This window comes from Pseudomonas japonica (assembly GCF_013522925.1).
In the GTDB taxonomy this organism is placed as follows: Bacteria; Pseudomonadota; Gammaproteobacteria; order Pseudomonadales; family Pseudomonadaceae; genus Aquipseudomonas; species Aquipseudomonas japonica_A.
Genome location: NZ_JAAMQU010000001.1, coordinates 301,495 through 315,194, shown reverse-complemented (window position 1 = coordinate 315,194; position 13,700 = coordinate 301,495). Strand labels below are relative to the sequence as shown.

At 63.2% G+C, this 13,700-nt stretch carries 14 protein-coding genes; 8 read left to right on the top strand and 6 right to left on the bottom strand.

Annotation, left to right across the window (positions count from 1 at the left end):
* Positions 1–8: 8 nt before the first annotated feature.
* The 4 genes from G7016_RS01475 to argH form a co-directional block, all read right to left on the bottom strand.
* Complete coding sequence (locus tag G7016_RS01475; RefSeq protein ID WP_181111056.1) at positions 9–2,846, bottom strand: class I adenylate cyclase; 2,838 nt, start codon at positions 2,844–2,846, stop codon at positions 9–11.
* A gap of 73 nt (positions 2,847–2,919) precedes the next feature.
* Positions 2,920–3,165 (bottom strand): TIGR02647 family protein, encoded by a 246-nt coding sequence (locus G7016_RS01470; RefSeq protein WP_181111055.1) that lies wholly within the window; start codon positions 3,163–3,165, stop codon positions 2,920–2,922.
* A 77-nt stretch (positions 3,166–3,242) separates the two neighbouring features.
* Positions 3,243–3,515, bottom strand: coding sequence for a hypothetical protein (locus G7016_RS01465; protein WP_181111054.1), 273 nt, complete (start codon positions 3,513–3,515; stop codon positions 3,243–3,245).
* A 9-nt stretch (positions 3,516–3,524) separates the two neighbouring features.
* Entirely contained in the window at positions 3,525–4,919 is a 1,395-nt protein-coding gene (gene argH, locus G7016_RS01460; protein ID WP_181111053.1) for an argininosuccinate lyase, read from the bottom strand.
* Between the two features lie 470 nt (positions 4,920–5,389).
* Between argH and G7016_RS01455 the strand changes: the two genes are divergently transcribed.
* From G7016_RS01455 to rsd, 7 genes are all read left to right on the top strand, one after another.
* Positions 5,390–6,148 carry a LytR/AlgR family response regulator transcription factor gene (locus tag G7016_RS01455; protein WP_181111052.1) on the top strand — a complete coding sequence of 253 codons (759 nt, stop codon included), beginning with the start codon at positions 5,390–5,392 and terminating at the stop codon, positions 6,146–6,148.
* 105 nt (positions 6,149–6,253) lie between these two features.
* Complete coding sequence (hemC, locus tag G7016_RS01450; RefSeq protein ID WP_181111051.1) at positions 6,254–7,195, top strand: hydroxymethylbilane synthase; 942 nt, start codon at positions 6,254–6,256, stop codon at positions 7,193–7,195.
* Positions 7,192–7,941: a uroporphyrinogen-III synthase gene (locus tag G7016_RS24970; protein WP_258195025.1), complete on the top strand. Its 750-nt coding sequence runs from the start codon at positions 7,192–7,194 to the stop codon at positions 7,939–7,941. Before hemC ends, G7016_RS24970 begins: the two co-directional genes overlap by 4 nt.
* Before the next feature lie 27 nt (positions 7,942–7,968).
* Positions 7,969–9,171, top strand: coding sequence for a uroporphyrinogen-III C-methyltransferase (locus G7016_RS24965; RefSeq protein ID WP_375139192.1), 1,203 nt, complete (start codon positions 7,969–7,971; stop codon positions 9,169–9,171).
* Complete coding sequence (locus G7016_RS01440; RefSeq protein WP_181111050.1) at positions 9,168–10,403, top strand: heme biosynthesis HemY N-terminal domain-containing protein; 1,236 nt, start codon at positions 9,168–9,170, stop codon at positions 10,401–10,403. Before G7016_RS24965 ends, G7016_RS01440 begins: the two co-directional genes overlap by 4 nt.
* Before the next feature lie 144 nt (positions 10,404–10,547).
* Complete coding sequence (locus G7016_RS01435) at positions 10,548–11,036, top strand: disulfide bond formation protein B (RefSeq protein WP_181111049.1); 489 nt, start codon at positions 10,548–10,550, stop codon at positions 11,034–11,036.
* A gap of 198 nt (positions 11,037–11,234) precedes the next feature.
* The gene (rsd, locus tag G7016_RS01430; RefSeq protein WP_181111048.1) at positions 11,235–11,705 is read left to right on the top strand and encodes a sigma D regulator; all 471 of its coding nucleotides are present in this window, start codon (positions 11,235–11,237) and stop codon (positions 11,703–11,705) included.
* 1 nt (position 11,706) lies between these two features.
* On the opposite strand, the gene G7016_RS01425 is transcribed toward rsd, so the two are convergent.
* Positions 11,707–12,372, bottom strand: coding sequence for an FKBP-type peptidyl-prolyl cis-trans isomerase (locus G7016_RS01425; RefSeq protein ID WP_181111047.1), 666 nt, complete (start codon positions 12,370–12,372; stop codon positions 11,707–11,709).
* Positions 12,373–12,530: 158 nt separating this feature from the next.
* On the opposite strand from G7016_RS01425, the gene G7016_RS01420 reads away from it, so the two are divergent.
* The gene (locus G7016_RS01420; RefSeq protein ID WP_181111046.1) at positions 12,531–13,256 is read left to right on the top strand and encodes an AlgP family protein; all 726 of its coding nucleotides are present in this window, start codon (positions 12,531–12,533) and stop codon (positions 13,254–13,256) included.
* Here G7016_RS01420 and G7016_RS01415 read toward each other — a convergent pair.
* The gene (locus tag G7016_RS01415; protein WP_181111045.1) at positions 13,253–13,699 is read right to left on the bottom strand and encodes a TIGR02444 family protein; all 447 of its coding nucleotides are present in this window, start codon (positions 13,697–13,699) and stop codon (positions 13,253–13,255) included. The genes G7016_RS01420 and G7016_RS01415 overlap by 4 nt on opposite strands.
* Position 13,700 lies beyond the last annotated feature (1 nt).

Genomic DNA, 13,700 nt, shown 5'->3' with positions numbered 1-13,700 from the left:
CTCCAGGCTCAGCCTGACTGCAGCGCCCCGTTGATTGCTTCTTCCAGGGTGGCTTTGTAGCGCAGGTAGCTGTTGCTGGACAGGTTCTGCTCATTGCCAAGGCCAGACAGGTCCAGGTCGGTGATATAGCAACGATACGCTCCGCTGTCTCGACGCTGATCGAGAATTTCCCGCGCAACTTCCCCGTACAGTCTGTCGCCGTATTCCAGCTCGTTGAACTCCCGCTGGTTGCAGAACAGCGTGACCCGAGGCTGCCCTTCGGCTTTTTTCCTGAGGATGGCTTGTACCTCGTAAACGGCATCGGTGCCGTCCCCTTTGGGTGGGGGCCGCCTTTCCACCGTGCGGGACTGCGCCGGGCTGCCGGTAATCCGATAGTACAGCGTGCCCAGCGTGAATGGCCGGTCCAGTGCCATTCGAGCCTCACGCCGGTAGGCTACCGATTGCAGAAAGCGGTGAAGGGGCAGCAGCAGGCTGGATTCGTCATGGAAGGCCAGCCGTTGATGCCACAGCGCATTATGCTCATCCAGCACATACAGCATGGCCTCGTCCCCCTGCCGGCTGTAGAACACCTGTACGCAGTCCGGGTGGGCGTGGGGAAGGATGAGCGACAGCTCGTGCCCGGCCAGCGCATAGGCATCCAGATGCAGCGGGCTGTAGGCCTTGAGGGGGCGGGAAAGGTAGTCCAGAAGAACGGGCAAGCCAGGCAAGGGAACATGGCGAACATTGCCCGGTGTCAGTTCCAGCACGTGGTACTGCTGCTCTACTTGTATCAGGTAGCGGTGGCCCAGTTGCCGTTCCAGCAGCTCCGTTGCGGTGTCAAACAGCTCCTGCACGCGGTTGCTGATCGCCTGGGCCCGGTTATGGCAGAAACACCGAACGTGCAACCGAGGCGCAGGGCGCTGCGAGGGCAGGGCATTGAGGTAGTCACGCAGGCAGTCGAGCAACGCATGGCGGCCCTCATATCGCTGGTAGAGCACTTCGTTCCAGCTGTTCACCACAACCTGGTCCAGCGTGAGCACCAGGTTGTCACGCACCCCCGCGTAGCTGAGCGAATCGGTACGTTCGGTGGTCATGAGGATATTCATTTCGCGGTGATGCTTGAGGGGGTCAATCCCCACATTGACCAGGAGCAACACTTCGTTGGGCGTCGCGGGCTGCAACAGCTGCGCTTCACTTATCGGGGCCATCGGTAGCGCCACCGTTCGTTGCAGCGCGCCCAGCAGGTTGAAAAGCTCGAACTCGCTGAGGTCGGACTCACCCGGGTGAACCGCCACGCGTGTGGTGGCCGCGATAATGCCGTTGCGATGGCACCAGGCCAGGAGTTCGATCAATTCATGGCTGCGCTTGAGCGGCGTGTACTGCTCACACTCCACCGCGCTGTAATTTCCGCGATAGAGGTACCACAGCCGCTTGCCTGGTTCCCGCCGGTTGGGGCCCTGCAGGAGGGTTACGGTGTCTTCGGCAAGGTTGGGGGCGATACCCGGGTTGAGGATCTCCACCTTGCCCGCTCGCCGATCGAAGGCGGCGTACAGGCGCCGGCCGAGAACGTTGAGGTCCTTGCGGTTGGCTGGGCTATCAGTGTGGTGCGCGCGGGAAAACTGCGTAAGAAAGCGGTAGCTACTGTTGAGCTCTGCCACCAATGCCTGCCGCTCAGCCGTGACCTGGCCGACTTTCCAGTAGCCACGGTTGTCCAGCAACCGTAGCTGCTGTTCGCTCCAGCCCCACTCACCAGCCAGGCGCTGCATGGCTTGCAGCTGCCAGCTGGTGGAGCGTCCCGGCCGAGCCAGGCTGACGCGGCGATTGACCTTCAGGTACAGCGCGCGCCTCACCAGTTCCAGCCGGCTATGTTCGTTTCGGTGCAGAAGGTAGGCCTCTATCCGCCGGTAGACCATCATGTAAGGGTCGAGCTCATCCAGGTCGAGCTGCCCGGCGTACACTGCGTGCTTGAGCTGCAGGCTTACGCAATGCACGGCGGGGTGTTGAGCCGCATACACCTCGGTGAGCAACAACTTGAGCAATGACTTGTAGGGCGATTCCAGCCCCTTGAACAGCTGCCAGAGCCCCGCGCCGATGAATTCACCGGCCGGTATGCGCGCGAGGTTGCCCAGGTCGAGCACCTCCTGCGCACGAATGAACCGCTTGCTCAACAGGGTTTGGGTGTAACTGGCGTAGTTGGCCTCCTCGTACACCGGCACCAGCCACCATAGGGGTGTACGGCCAGCGAGCCAGATGGCGGTACGGTAGAACTCATCCAGCAGCAGGTAGTGCTGGGTGGTGCCACTGTCATCGGAACTGAGGGTGTTGTCGCGGTCCTCGCGTACGAAGCGCTCGCAGTCGATCAGGAAAAAGTGTGCCTCGGCACCTTGTGTCGCAGCCCAGGCCTCGATGGCCTGGCATTTGCGCCGCAGCTCATCCAGTTCCCCTTCAGCCAGGCCGGAGGCGTGGCATACCCACACGTCCATATCGCTACTTTCGTCCTGGGCGAGGCTACCCAGGCTGCCCATCAGGAAAAGCCCATGTATGGGGGTAGGGGCGTTTCCGCGGCGTGGCTTGTAGGTGAAAGAGCGCGTGAGCCGCTGGGCTTCGGCCAACGTCTCGTCGTCTGGTTCATATGCACTCATGCCCGCCGGGGTGAAGCCAGAGACGTAGCCTGGAAGCAGGGGGTGGTTCACGTGGAACAGCAGCGGCAGCAACCGCAGAACAAACTGCTGCCGGCTGGCGAAGCCTTCTATTGCCCGCTCCAGGCGCCCTTGGTTGACGGTAAGAAACCGCTGGCGCAGCTGGGCAAGCACCTTGCGGTCGATGCCGGTGCCCAGGTCGGGACGGATTTCGGGTGTGCGGGTCATCTCAGGCTCGGGCCGCCAGGCCGATAACGGGTTATAGGCGTTATCGGCAGGGCGCCCCGCAGGTTGAGGGCTGTCAGGCGTTTTCTGGTGTACGCAGAATGGTCGCCAGCGCCTGGGCGTGCTGGGCGGCTTCCAGGCCGAGGCTGGTCAGGTAGCCGCCGTCGGGCTGGGTCACCAGTTCTTTCTTGTGAAGCCGCCTGGCTGCGGCGATGGCAGTGGGAAGGGCGGTCTGGTGCACTTTAAGGCCTTCCTGGGTATTGGCCAGGTTGTACAGTGACAGAAGCTCAAGTTCGGCGATCAGTTCCGGGGTGTAGGTCATGAAGCGGCCTCTCTGTTGTTATTGTCGGTGGGCATGGCCGGCCCGGCCACGCCCGTTGGCCTCTTCGACGGTGGTGTTCAGGCGCCCTCTTCTGGCAGCTCGGGCAACGCACGCAGCGCAGCCTCGTACCATTCCCCGTCGAAGGGGCGGTCGGCCTTCAGCATGTTGTCGATCTCGATCGCCAGCACGTGGGCCATGAGGTTCAGAATATCGGCTTCTTCGTATCCCACCAGCTTGAGTTTGTTAAAAGTCGCCTGCGCCGCTGGCGGCTCTCCGCTTTCCAACTGGTTGCGGATCGCTTCGGTAAGGGTTACCTCTGCGAAGCTTTCGTCGTCCAGATCGTCGTTCATGCCTGTACCTCAGCGTTGTGCCAGCAATGATTGCCCACGGATCACCGCGGCGCGAACCTGAGCCGGGGCGGTGCCGCCAATATGGTCACGTGCGTTGACCGAGCCTTCCAGGGTCAGCACTTCGAATACATCGCCTTCGATATGGGTGCTGAACTGGCGCAGTTCCTCAAGGCTCATTTCAGCCAGGTCCTTGCCGGTGTCCACGCCATACTTCACGGCATGGCCTACGATCTCGTGGCAATCGCGGAAAGGCAGGCCGCGGCGCACCAGGTAGTCGGCCAGGTCGGTTGCGGTGGAGAACCCGCGCAGGGCCGCCTCGCGCATCACCTCATGGCGCGGCTTGATGGCCGGGATCATGTCGGCAAACGCACGCAGGGAATCGCGCAGGGTGTCAGCGGCGTCGAACAGCGGTTCCTTGTCCTCCTGGTTGTCCTTGTTGTAGGCCAGCGGTTGGCCTTTCATCAAGGTCAGCAAGCCCATGAGGGCGCCGAACACGCGGCCGCTCTTGCCGCGCACCAGCTCCGGAACGTCCGGGTTTTTCTTCTGAGGCATGATCGAACTGCCGGTGCAGAAGCGGTCCGGCAAGTCGATGAACTGGAACTGCGCGCTGGTCCACAGCACCAGCTCTTCGGAGAACCGTGACAGGTGCATCATCGCCAGGCTGGCGGCAGCGCAGAATTCAATGGCGAAGTCACGGTCCGAAACGCCATCGAGGGAGTTCCCGCCCACGGCTTCGAACCCCAGCAGTTCGCACGTTACTTCGCGGTCGATCGGGTAGGTGGTGCCAGCGAGCGCAGCGCTGCCCAGCGGCATGCGGTTGGTGCGCTTGCGGCAATCCACCAGGCGCTCGTAGTCGCGGCTGAGCATCTCGAACCAGGCCAGCAAGTGGTGCCCGAAGGTGACCGGCTGAGCCGTTTGCAGGTGGGTGAAGCCCGGCATGATGGTCCCGGCTTCGCGCTCGGCCACTTCCAGCAAGCCTTTTTGCAGGCGGGTGATCTCGCCCAGGATGGCGTCGATTTCGTCGCGCAGCCACAGGCGAATATCTGTGGCTACCTGATCGTTGCGGCTGCGCCCGGTGTGGAGCTTCTTGCCGGTAACGCCGATACGGTCAGTGAGCCGCGCCTCGATGTTCATATGTACGTCTTCGAGATCGACGCGCCAGTCGAAGGTACCGGCCTCGATCTCCGCCTGGATGCTGTTCAGGCCCTCGATGATAGCGTCACGCTCGCTGTCGGTGAGCACGCCCACCTTGGCCAGCATCGTTGCGTGGGCGATCGAGCCCATGATGTCGTGGCGGTAGAGGCGGCGGTCAAAGGTGACCGAAGCGGTGAAGCGGGCGACGAAGGCGTCGACGGGTTCGCTGAAGCGGCCGCCCCAGGACTGGTTGGTCTTGTCGGTGCTCATGACTGGCTCGTTGGAGGTTCGAACGGGAAATGCCGCATCATAGCAGGGTTGCCCCCGAGCGGCTGCGGCCTGGCTCAGCCTTCGCGCGGCCCGGTACGTACAGCGCGTAAAACGATATAAGCCGATTGAGCAATATCCCGTCCGCGAACGTCTACAGTTGAGAAGGAAGCCGCAACCTCATGCATCGGCCAGGGCGGCATCGGCCGGGAATGCCATGAGTACAGAAGCGAGCCCCGGAGGGGGGCGGCGGCGGGCGACCAAGGGAGAGTTCAGTTGCGCCTCAATCACTGTGCGGCAACCCCTGCAAAAGCGTGCTCCCAACGGGCATGGAATAGCCGAAGCGAGAGATCGCAGCGGCTTCGGGCACTTTTCCACTCCGTCGCCAGTCTCAGCGTGGAACGCCGCCACGGCCGTCAGTTCACCTGTCTACGCTTTCTATCCGCGAGACTTACGCAGGAATCCGGCACTCTATGAATGTCCTGATCGTTGATGACGAACCCATGGCCCGCGAGAAACTGAGCCGTATGGTCAGCGACCTCGAAGGGTACAGCGTCCTGGAACCCGGTGCCGGCAGCGGCGACGAGGCCCTTACGCTGATTGATAGCCTCAAGCCTGATGTTGTATTGCTGGACGTCCGCATGCCCGGCCTGGACGGCCTGCAGGTGGCCGCCAGGCTGTGCGAACGCGATGCGCCACCTGCCGTGGTCTTTTGCACCGGCCAGGGCGAATTCGCCGTCAACGCCTTCGAGAACAACGAAGTGCGGTACCTGATGAAGCCGGTGAGTTCGGATAAATTGTCCGATGCGCTCAAGCGCGCGGAGCGTCCGAACCGCGCGACCCTGGCCGCGCTTACTCGCCCGGCCGCCAGCAGCGGTAGTGGCAACGGCAGCGGGCCCCGCACCCATATCAGCGCCCGCACGCGAAAAGGGATCGAGCTGATTCCTCTGGACCAGGTTATCTATTTCATCGCAGACCATAAATACGTCACCTTGCGCCATGACAACGGCGAAGTGTTGCTGGACGAGCCCCTGAAGGCGCTCGAGGACGAGTTCGGTGATCGGTTCGTACGCATCCACCGAAACGCATTGGTGGCGCGCGAGCGTATCGAACGCCTCCAGCGCACCCCGTTGGGGCATTTCCAGCTGTATCTGAAGGGTTTGAATGGAGACGCGCTGGTGGTCAGCCGACGCCATGTGGCGGGCGTACGCAAGATGATGCAGCAGCTCTGATTGACCCAAGGTTCCTGGCAGGCCTATCGGGCTGATAGCCGCGCCGTGGCCCGCCAGGGATTGGCGAGCTGTTATTATCGGCGCATTTAGGCTTCGGTATTTCCCATGTACGCTCGCACGGTTCGTATTGCCACCCGCAAAAGCGCCTTGGCCTTGTGGCAGGCCAACACAGTCAAGGCCTGCCTGGAACAGGCCCATCCCGGGTTGCAGGTCAGCCTGGTCCCCATGGTTAGCCGGGGCGATAAACTGCTTGATTCGCCGCTGGCCAAAATCGGCGGCAAAGGCCTGTTCGTCAAAGAGCTTGAAACGGCCCTGCTCGAAGGCGAGGCCGACATCGCGGTGCATTCTATGAAGGATGTACCGATGGATTTCCCCGAGGGGCTCGGCCTGTACTGCATCTGCGAGCGTGAGGACCCGCGCGACGCCTTCGTTTCCAATACCTTCGCCAACCTTGCCGCCTTGCCCAAGGGCAGTGTGGTAGGCACCTCCAGTCTGCGCCGTCAGGCGCAGCTGCTGGCGCGCCGGCCAGACCTGCAAATCCGCTTTCTTCGCGGCAACGTCAACACGCGCCTGGCCAAGCTCGATGCCGGGGAGTATGACGCGATCATTCTCGCGGCCGCCGGGTTGATCCGCCTGGGTTTCGAGGACCGTATCCGCGATAACCTCACCACCCAAGACAGCCTGCCAGCGGGCGGGCAGGGTGCAATCGGCATCGAATGCCGTACGGCCGATACCGAACTGCACGCCCTGTTGACGCCTCTACATCATGGGCCGTCTGCTGCGCGGGTCACTGCAGAGCGCGCCATGAACCGCCATTTGAACGGTGGGTGTCAGGTTCCGATTGCCGCGTATGCGGTGCTGGAGGGCGAGCAGCTGTGGCTGCGAGGGCTGGTGGGGCGCCCCGACGGGAGCCAGTTGCTGCACGCCGAGGCCCGCGCCAATCACGCCGGGGCCGAAGCGCTCGGCCGGCAGGTTGCCGAAGACCTACTGGCACAGGGCGCCGCAGCCATCCTGGATGAAGTCTACGCTGACGGCAGGCCGGATTGAGCCGCTGGCGGCTACTGTTGACACGCCCGGCGGAGGAGTCTCGCCTACTCGCCCGGATGCTCGCTGCGGGCGGCCATTACGGCAGCGCACTACCTATGCTGGTGATTAAGCCATTGGCGCTCGGCGATAGGCCGGCACCGGGGTGGCTGCAGCGATTCGCTGCGGTCATCGTCGTCAGCAAGCCTGCCGCACACCTCTCGCTCAGCTGGCTGTCGCCAGACCCGGCCGCCGCCTTACCGCGCTGGTTCGCCGTTGGCGCCGCCACTGCGGAGGTGCTACGGCTGGGCGGCATAAATGCGAGTTTTCCTACCCAGGGCGATGACAGCGAAGCGCTGTGGCAGTTGCCCGAGTTGATTTTGGCGCTCAAGGCAGGTGGTAACAGGGCATTGATCATACGGGGCGAGGGTGGCCGCGAATGGTTGGCCGAGCGTTTGATCGAGCAAGGCGTGGAGGTCGAATATCTTGAACTGTACCGTCGCGGCGTTCCTGATTATCCTGCCAACGCTGTAGCCGAACGGTTGCAAGCGGAACGCTTGAATGGCGTGGTGGTCAGCAGTGGTCAAGGGCTGGAGCATTTGCATCGGCTTGCCGGTGCGGCGTGGCCGGTATTGGCGGCACTGCCGCTGTTCGTGCCAAGCGCCCGAGTGGCTAGCCTCGCTCAAGCGCTTGGCAGCCACTGCCCTGTGAATTGCCATGGTGCGAGCAATGCGGCCTTGATCGCCGCGCTGGCCACACGAAGCCCGTGAACCGCGCCCCCCACAAAGGAAGGATACGTGAGCGAAACAGCCCCGCCCCAAGACCCCCTGGATCCTACGCCCAAGCCAGCAGCGGGCCCGGTGCCCAGCTCGGCAGCAGGCCCGGCAACCAAGCCCACGCCTGATCCGGCTCGGCAGCCTGCAAGCAAACCTGCTGGGGCCGGCCCGCTGCCGGCCAGCCGACAGCGTGGTGATCGGGCGGGCCGTGGCTTGGCCGTGTTGGCGTTGTTGATCGCTGCCGCAGGCGTAGGGGTAGGAGGCTGGGCTGTCTGGCAGTTGCGCCACCTGGATGCCGGCCAGCGTCAACAGTCCGCTCAAGTAGACAGCCTGGCCGCCAACAGCCGTACCCTGACCGAGCAGGCCCGCAGCCTGGACGAGCGCCTGTCGCGGCTGCCTGCGGCGGATGAGCTGGAGGAGCGCCGCCGGTTGCTTGCCCAGGTGCAAAGCGATCAGCAGCGCCTGGGCCAGCGCCTGGAAACCGTACTGGGCGCCAGCCGACAAGATTGGCGACTGGCTGAAGCCGAGCATCTGGTGCGACTGGCCAGCTTGCGGTTGTCTGCCTTGCAGGACGTGAACAGTGCGCGGGCGCTGGTACAGGGCGCCGACGACATCCTGCGCGAGCAGGACGATCCCAATGCCTTCGCCGCGCGTGAGCAATTGGCGCGAAGCCTGGCGGCGCTGCAAGCCACCGAGCAGCCGGACCGCACCGGGTTGTTCCTGCAATTGGGCGCGCTACGCGAACAAGCAGCGCAGCTGTCCGCGCTGGCGCCCCAGTTCGAGGCCGACCGTGAAGCCGTCAGCGCTTCGGGAGACGACAGCACGTTGCACTGGCGCCTGTGGTGGGCGCGGATATCCAGCTTCTTCCGGATCGACCTGAACCCGGACGCCAATGTGCGCCCGCTGCTGGCAGGCCAAAGCCTGAGCCAGGTACGGCTGGCGTTGAGCCTTGCGCTGGAACAGGCCCAATGGGCCGCCCTCAATGGTGAGCAAGCGGTGTATACCCAAGCCCTTGGGCAGGCAAAGGAGGTGCTGGCCACTAACTTCAACCAGGACAATACGCAAAGCCGTATGCTGCTGGAGCGGATCGAGGCGTTGACGGGTAGCCGCATCACTGTCGCCACCCCAGACCTGGCCAATAGCCTGGCCGCGCTCCAAGCCTATATGGCGCGGCGGCATCAGCCGGTAAGCGGAGCTGAGGGCGAGCAGGGGCGCACGCCATGAAGCGCTTGTATGTGGTGCTCTTCGTGACGATTGCCCTGGCCCTTGTGATCGGCCTGGGGATATCGTTGCACCCGGGGTACGTGCTGATCGACTACCCCCATGTGTTCCGCTATGAGTCTGGCTTGTGGACCACGCTTGCGGCTGTGCTGGGGCTGATCCTCCTCACAATATTGCTTGCCAGCCTGGTCCGCTTGCTCGCTACCTCCGGTGGGGTGGTAAACCCATGGTCCCGCCGTAATCGCAGGCGCAGGCTGCAGGCCGCCATCGCCCGCGGCCAGGTGGATCTGGCTGAAGGCCGTTGGGCCAGTGCCCAGAAGCATTTGAAGCTGGCCGCTGAAAACGAGCGCAATCCGCTGTTCTATTACCTGGGTGCAGCCCGTGCGGCGAACGAGCAAGGCCTGCATGAAGAGAGCGATGCACTGCTCGAACAAGCGTTGCAGCGTCAGCCCAAGGCGGAACTTGCAATCGCGCTTACCCATGCCCAGCTGCAAGCCGACCGTGGCGACTCTGCGGGTGCCCTTGCGACGCTCGAGGTCATGCACGAGCGCTATCCGGCCAATACCCAGGTACTTCGCCAACTGGCAGCGCTGTGCGTGCAGCGCAATGAGTGGCCAGCCGTGGTTCGGCTGCTGCCCGCGTTACGCAAACACAAAGTCATGGCCAACGAAGAAATCGCGGTGCTCGAACAGCGCGCCGTGGGTGAGCGGTTGCTGCTGGGAGATCTGGAAGGGCAGGGTAGCGATGAAGCAGCACTCGACCGCGCGTGGCAGCAATTGGGCCAGCAGCAGCGACAAGAGCCCGCGCTGGTGCTCAACTATGCGGAGCGCTTGCGCCGGCTGGGCGCGTCGGGCAAGGCTGAAACTGTCCTGCGCGCAGCGCTGAAGCGCGGTTATGACAGCCATCTGGTGCGGTTGTACGGCCTTGTAGCGGGCGAAGCGCCGGCCAAATCATTGGCGTTCGCCGAAAGCCTGCTCAAGGATCACCCGCAGGACCCGAGCCTGCTGCTCACGCTCGGGCGGCTCTGCCTGCAGGAGCGGCTATGGGGTAAGGCCCGTGATTACCTGGAAGCCAGCCTACGCCTGCAGCGCAATGCCGAGGCGTGTGCCGAACTGGCGCGGCTGCTGGCCCAACTGGGTGACACCCAGCGCAGCAATGCGCTATTCCAGGAAGGCCTTGGGCTGCTTGACGAGCGCTTGCTGGCGTTGCCCCTTCCAGGCCCGGTGGGCGCATAAACAGTGGCGGGTCCGGCTTCGGCCGGGCCCCGCAGGGTTGGGCGCCCTGCCTCTTTTCAGATTACTTCTTGGCTACCCCTTCTTGAAAGCGCGCAGGCCTTTCCACTAACGTGGTTGCCTGTTAATCGCGTATCTGGATTACCCATGCCTCTGGCCCGCTCGCGTCATCTGTTCGTGTTGGCCTTCATGCTGGCCATGCTTGCACTGAGCGCGGCGGTTCACATCGAAAAAGTTGTCGCCTTGCGGCCCTGTCCACTCCGGTTTGTACAGCATGGCCTGCTGTTTTTGATTGCAATCGTCAATGCAGTGGCCTGGTGGCACCGGCCGGGCCTGCGCGTAAACCGGCTCTATTGCATCAGTCTATTGCTGCTCACCGCTTCAGGGGCGGCCTCGGCCATCCGGCAGCTCTGGCTGCAATCGAACCCGCTGCCATTACACGTGTGTCCATCGGCGAACCTTTTGCTACTCGGCAAGTCTGAGGCTCTGCTCGAAACAGTGAAGATGTTGGTGTTGGGCACTCCTGACTGCGCCATCATCAACTGGACGCTGCTGGATATGAGCCTGCCCGAATGGAGCCTCCTGACCTTTGCGGGGCTCGCGGTCATTATCGCTGCGCAATTGTTCCAGCGCTGACCAGCCTTGCCGGGAAACAACACTGGTATGTAGAACATGTCGCCATGCCTTGAAGCTTCAGGCGCGGGGGCATAATCTCGTTAAACGCACCGGAACGTGGCCCTTTGCTACACCGGATGAATCGTACAGTGCTGTTTCGCTGGCCATTGGCTGGTTTGCGTTCCGTCTTCAACGTGAACCTCAAGGGAAGAACAGACCATGCTGGAAAGTTGTCAGAATGCTCAGGAACGTTGGGGTGGAGTCCACCTGATCATCGATCGTTGGCTGCAAGATCGCCAACATCTGATCAAGGCCTTCGGCGCTATCGAGGAAGCTTCCGAGGAAGGGCGTCTGCGACGCTCCGGCCTGCAGGATTTTTGCGGGATTCTGGTCGACTACGTGTCCGCCGGGCACTTTGGCGTATACGAGCAGCTCACCCAGGAAGCCAAGGCGTTCGGGGACGATCGCGGCCTCGAACTCGCAGAGCAGATCTGCCCTCGGCTGGATGTACTCACAGAAGGCTGCCTGAAGTTCAACGACCACTGCGACAAGGGCGACTGCACCGATTTCGCAGACCTGTCCGCGCGCCTCAAGGAGCTTGGCGGCACGCTACACGAACGGTTCGAGCTGGAAGACTGCCTCATCGAAGTCCTCCATAACGCGCACCGTGAGGAAGCGGCACAGGCCTGAATCAGTTGGCCAGGTTACGGAGTTCGATTTCGAACACCAGTGGCGTGTAGGGCGGAATCAACTCGCCCGCGCCTTCAGCCCCGTAAGCCTGGTCGGACGGAACCACCACACGCCAATGCGCGCCTTTGGGCATCTGCTGCAGGGCGATCTTCCAGCCGTCGATCACGCTGTCCAGGCGGAACCACTGGGGCTGGTCGTTCTTGTCGAACACAGTCCCATCCGGTAGCTGGCCGGTATACACCACCTCCACCCTGGAGGTGGGGCCGGGTTTATCACCGTCACCCGGCTTGATTTCGCTGTACAGCACCCCATTCGAAAGCTCATGCACATTTGCCTTTGCACGCTCCGCGGCCATGAAGCGGCGTTCTGCGGCCAGCGCGGCTTCCACGTTCGAGCCCTGGCCGGGCGCGGGTGCGCTGAGGGCGGCTTCATGGTCGGCCAGGATCTGGCGGATACGCTCGGGCTGCAGCGCTAGCGGTTCGCCACGCCAGGATTGGCGCAGCCCTTCGATCAATGCCTCGATGTCCACGTCGGGTTGATCGTCGCGCAAGCGCTCGCCGATGCTGGCGCCCAGGCTGTAACCCAGGTCGTGAGGGGAAACGGCCGGCGCCTCGGCCAGGCTTAGCGGCGCGACCAGGCTCAGTGTAAGTAGCGAATAACGCAACATTGAAAGCTCCCGAATTGAGCATGGATTATCGCCGCCAGGGTGCAACCTTTCAAACTCACGATAGCCATGCGCGACACCTGCACAAATTCATGCGGGTGCGGTAGCGAGCCGGCGGCGCTAGGCATACCATGGAAGGCCACTCAGCGAGGAGGAAAATCATGTCGGCCAAGAAGAAGCCTGTAAGCACCCCGTTGCACCTGCTCCAGCAATTGACCGCAAGCCTGATCGAACACTTCGAGCAGGCATGCACTCAAGCGCTTACCGATGCCGAAAAGGTTCTCGCCAAGTTGGAAAAACAACGGGTGAAAGTGCAGGAAAAACTGCACAAACAGCGAGCCCGTATCGAAGCCGCAGCGGCCGAGGGTAAATCGAAGGCTCAGGCCAAGGCCCGCGCCAATGCCAAGGAGCTCGAGCAATCGCTGGACGCCCTTCAGCAGCGGCAGGCCGAAACCCGCCAGTACATAGGCCAGCTCAAGAACGATATTCAAGCCGGCCTGGCGTTGGTGCAGGGAGTGGGCAAGGTACGCGAGGCCGCCGGCAAGGCCCTGGATCAGCGCAGCGAGGCTGTTGCAGCCAAGCCGGTACGCAAGCCGGCAACCGCGAGGGCGGCCACCTCACGCGCAAGCGCTGCGCGAAAGCCCGCCGCGCCTGTGTTGCTGGCCCTGGAGCCAGAAGCGGCTACTACCAAACCTGCTACCCGCAAACCCTCAAGCCGCAAGGCGCCACTGGCCAAGGCAGTTGCCAGCAGTGTGGATGCTCTGGCCGCGCCAGCCCCCCAGCGCGCCCCTCGTAAGCCGCGTACCGCCAAAGCTGTGCCCGCCAAAGGTAGCGCGCCTGCCGAAACGCCAGTGAACGGCGCAGCTGCGCCCTCCAGCGCATCCTAACCTTCGGTGGCGGCTGCGCGCAGGGCTAGCCGCGCGTTTGTATCGGCCACGGCCCAGTCAACCCAGCGCGGCTCGGTAGCGCGCTGAGGTGGCCACCCCCCTGCCGTTTTTTCCAGGCGTTCAAGCAGCGCCTGTTCGGCTTCGAGTTCCAGGCGCTTTACGCTTTCTCGCAGGTGGGCCAGTGCCGGGTCGGCAAGCGCAGCGCTGCGCCATTGCTGGCGTAGCGTGCGCAGTGGTGCAATGACAGTCCCCGACCAGGCTTCGGCGGTTGCCTGCAGGCAAGCCCCCCGGGGCGCGGACCACTCGACGCCCTGTGCTTCGAGCCACAACGCACACAGCGCCACACAGACATCTGCCCCCTTGGCCTGCGCTTGCAGGCAGGCGGCTTCCACCCCGGGCCGGGCGTAAAGCTCGCAGGCATACCGCCACAGATCATCTTGCATC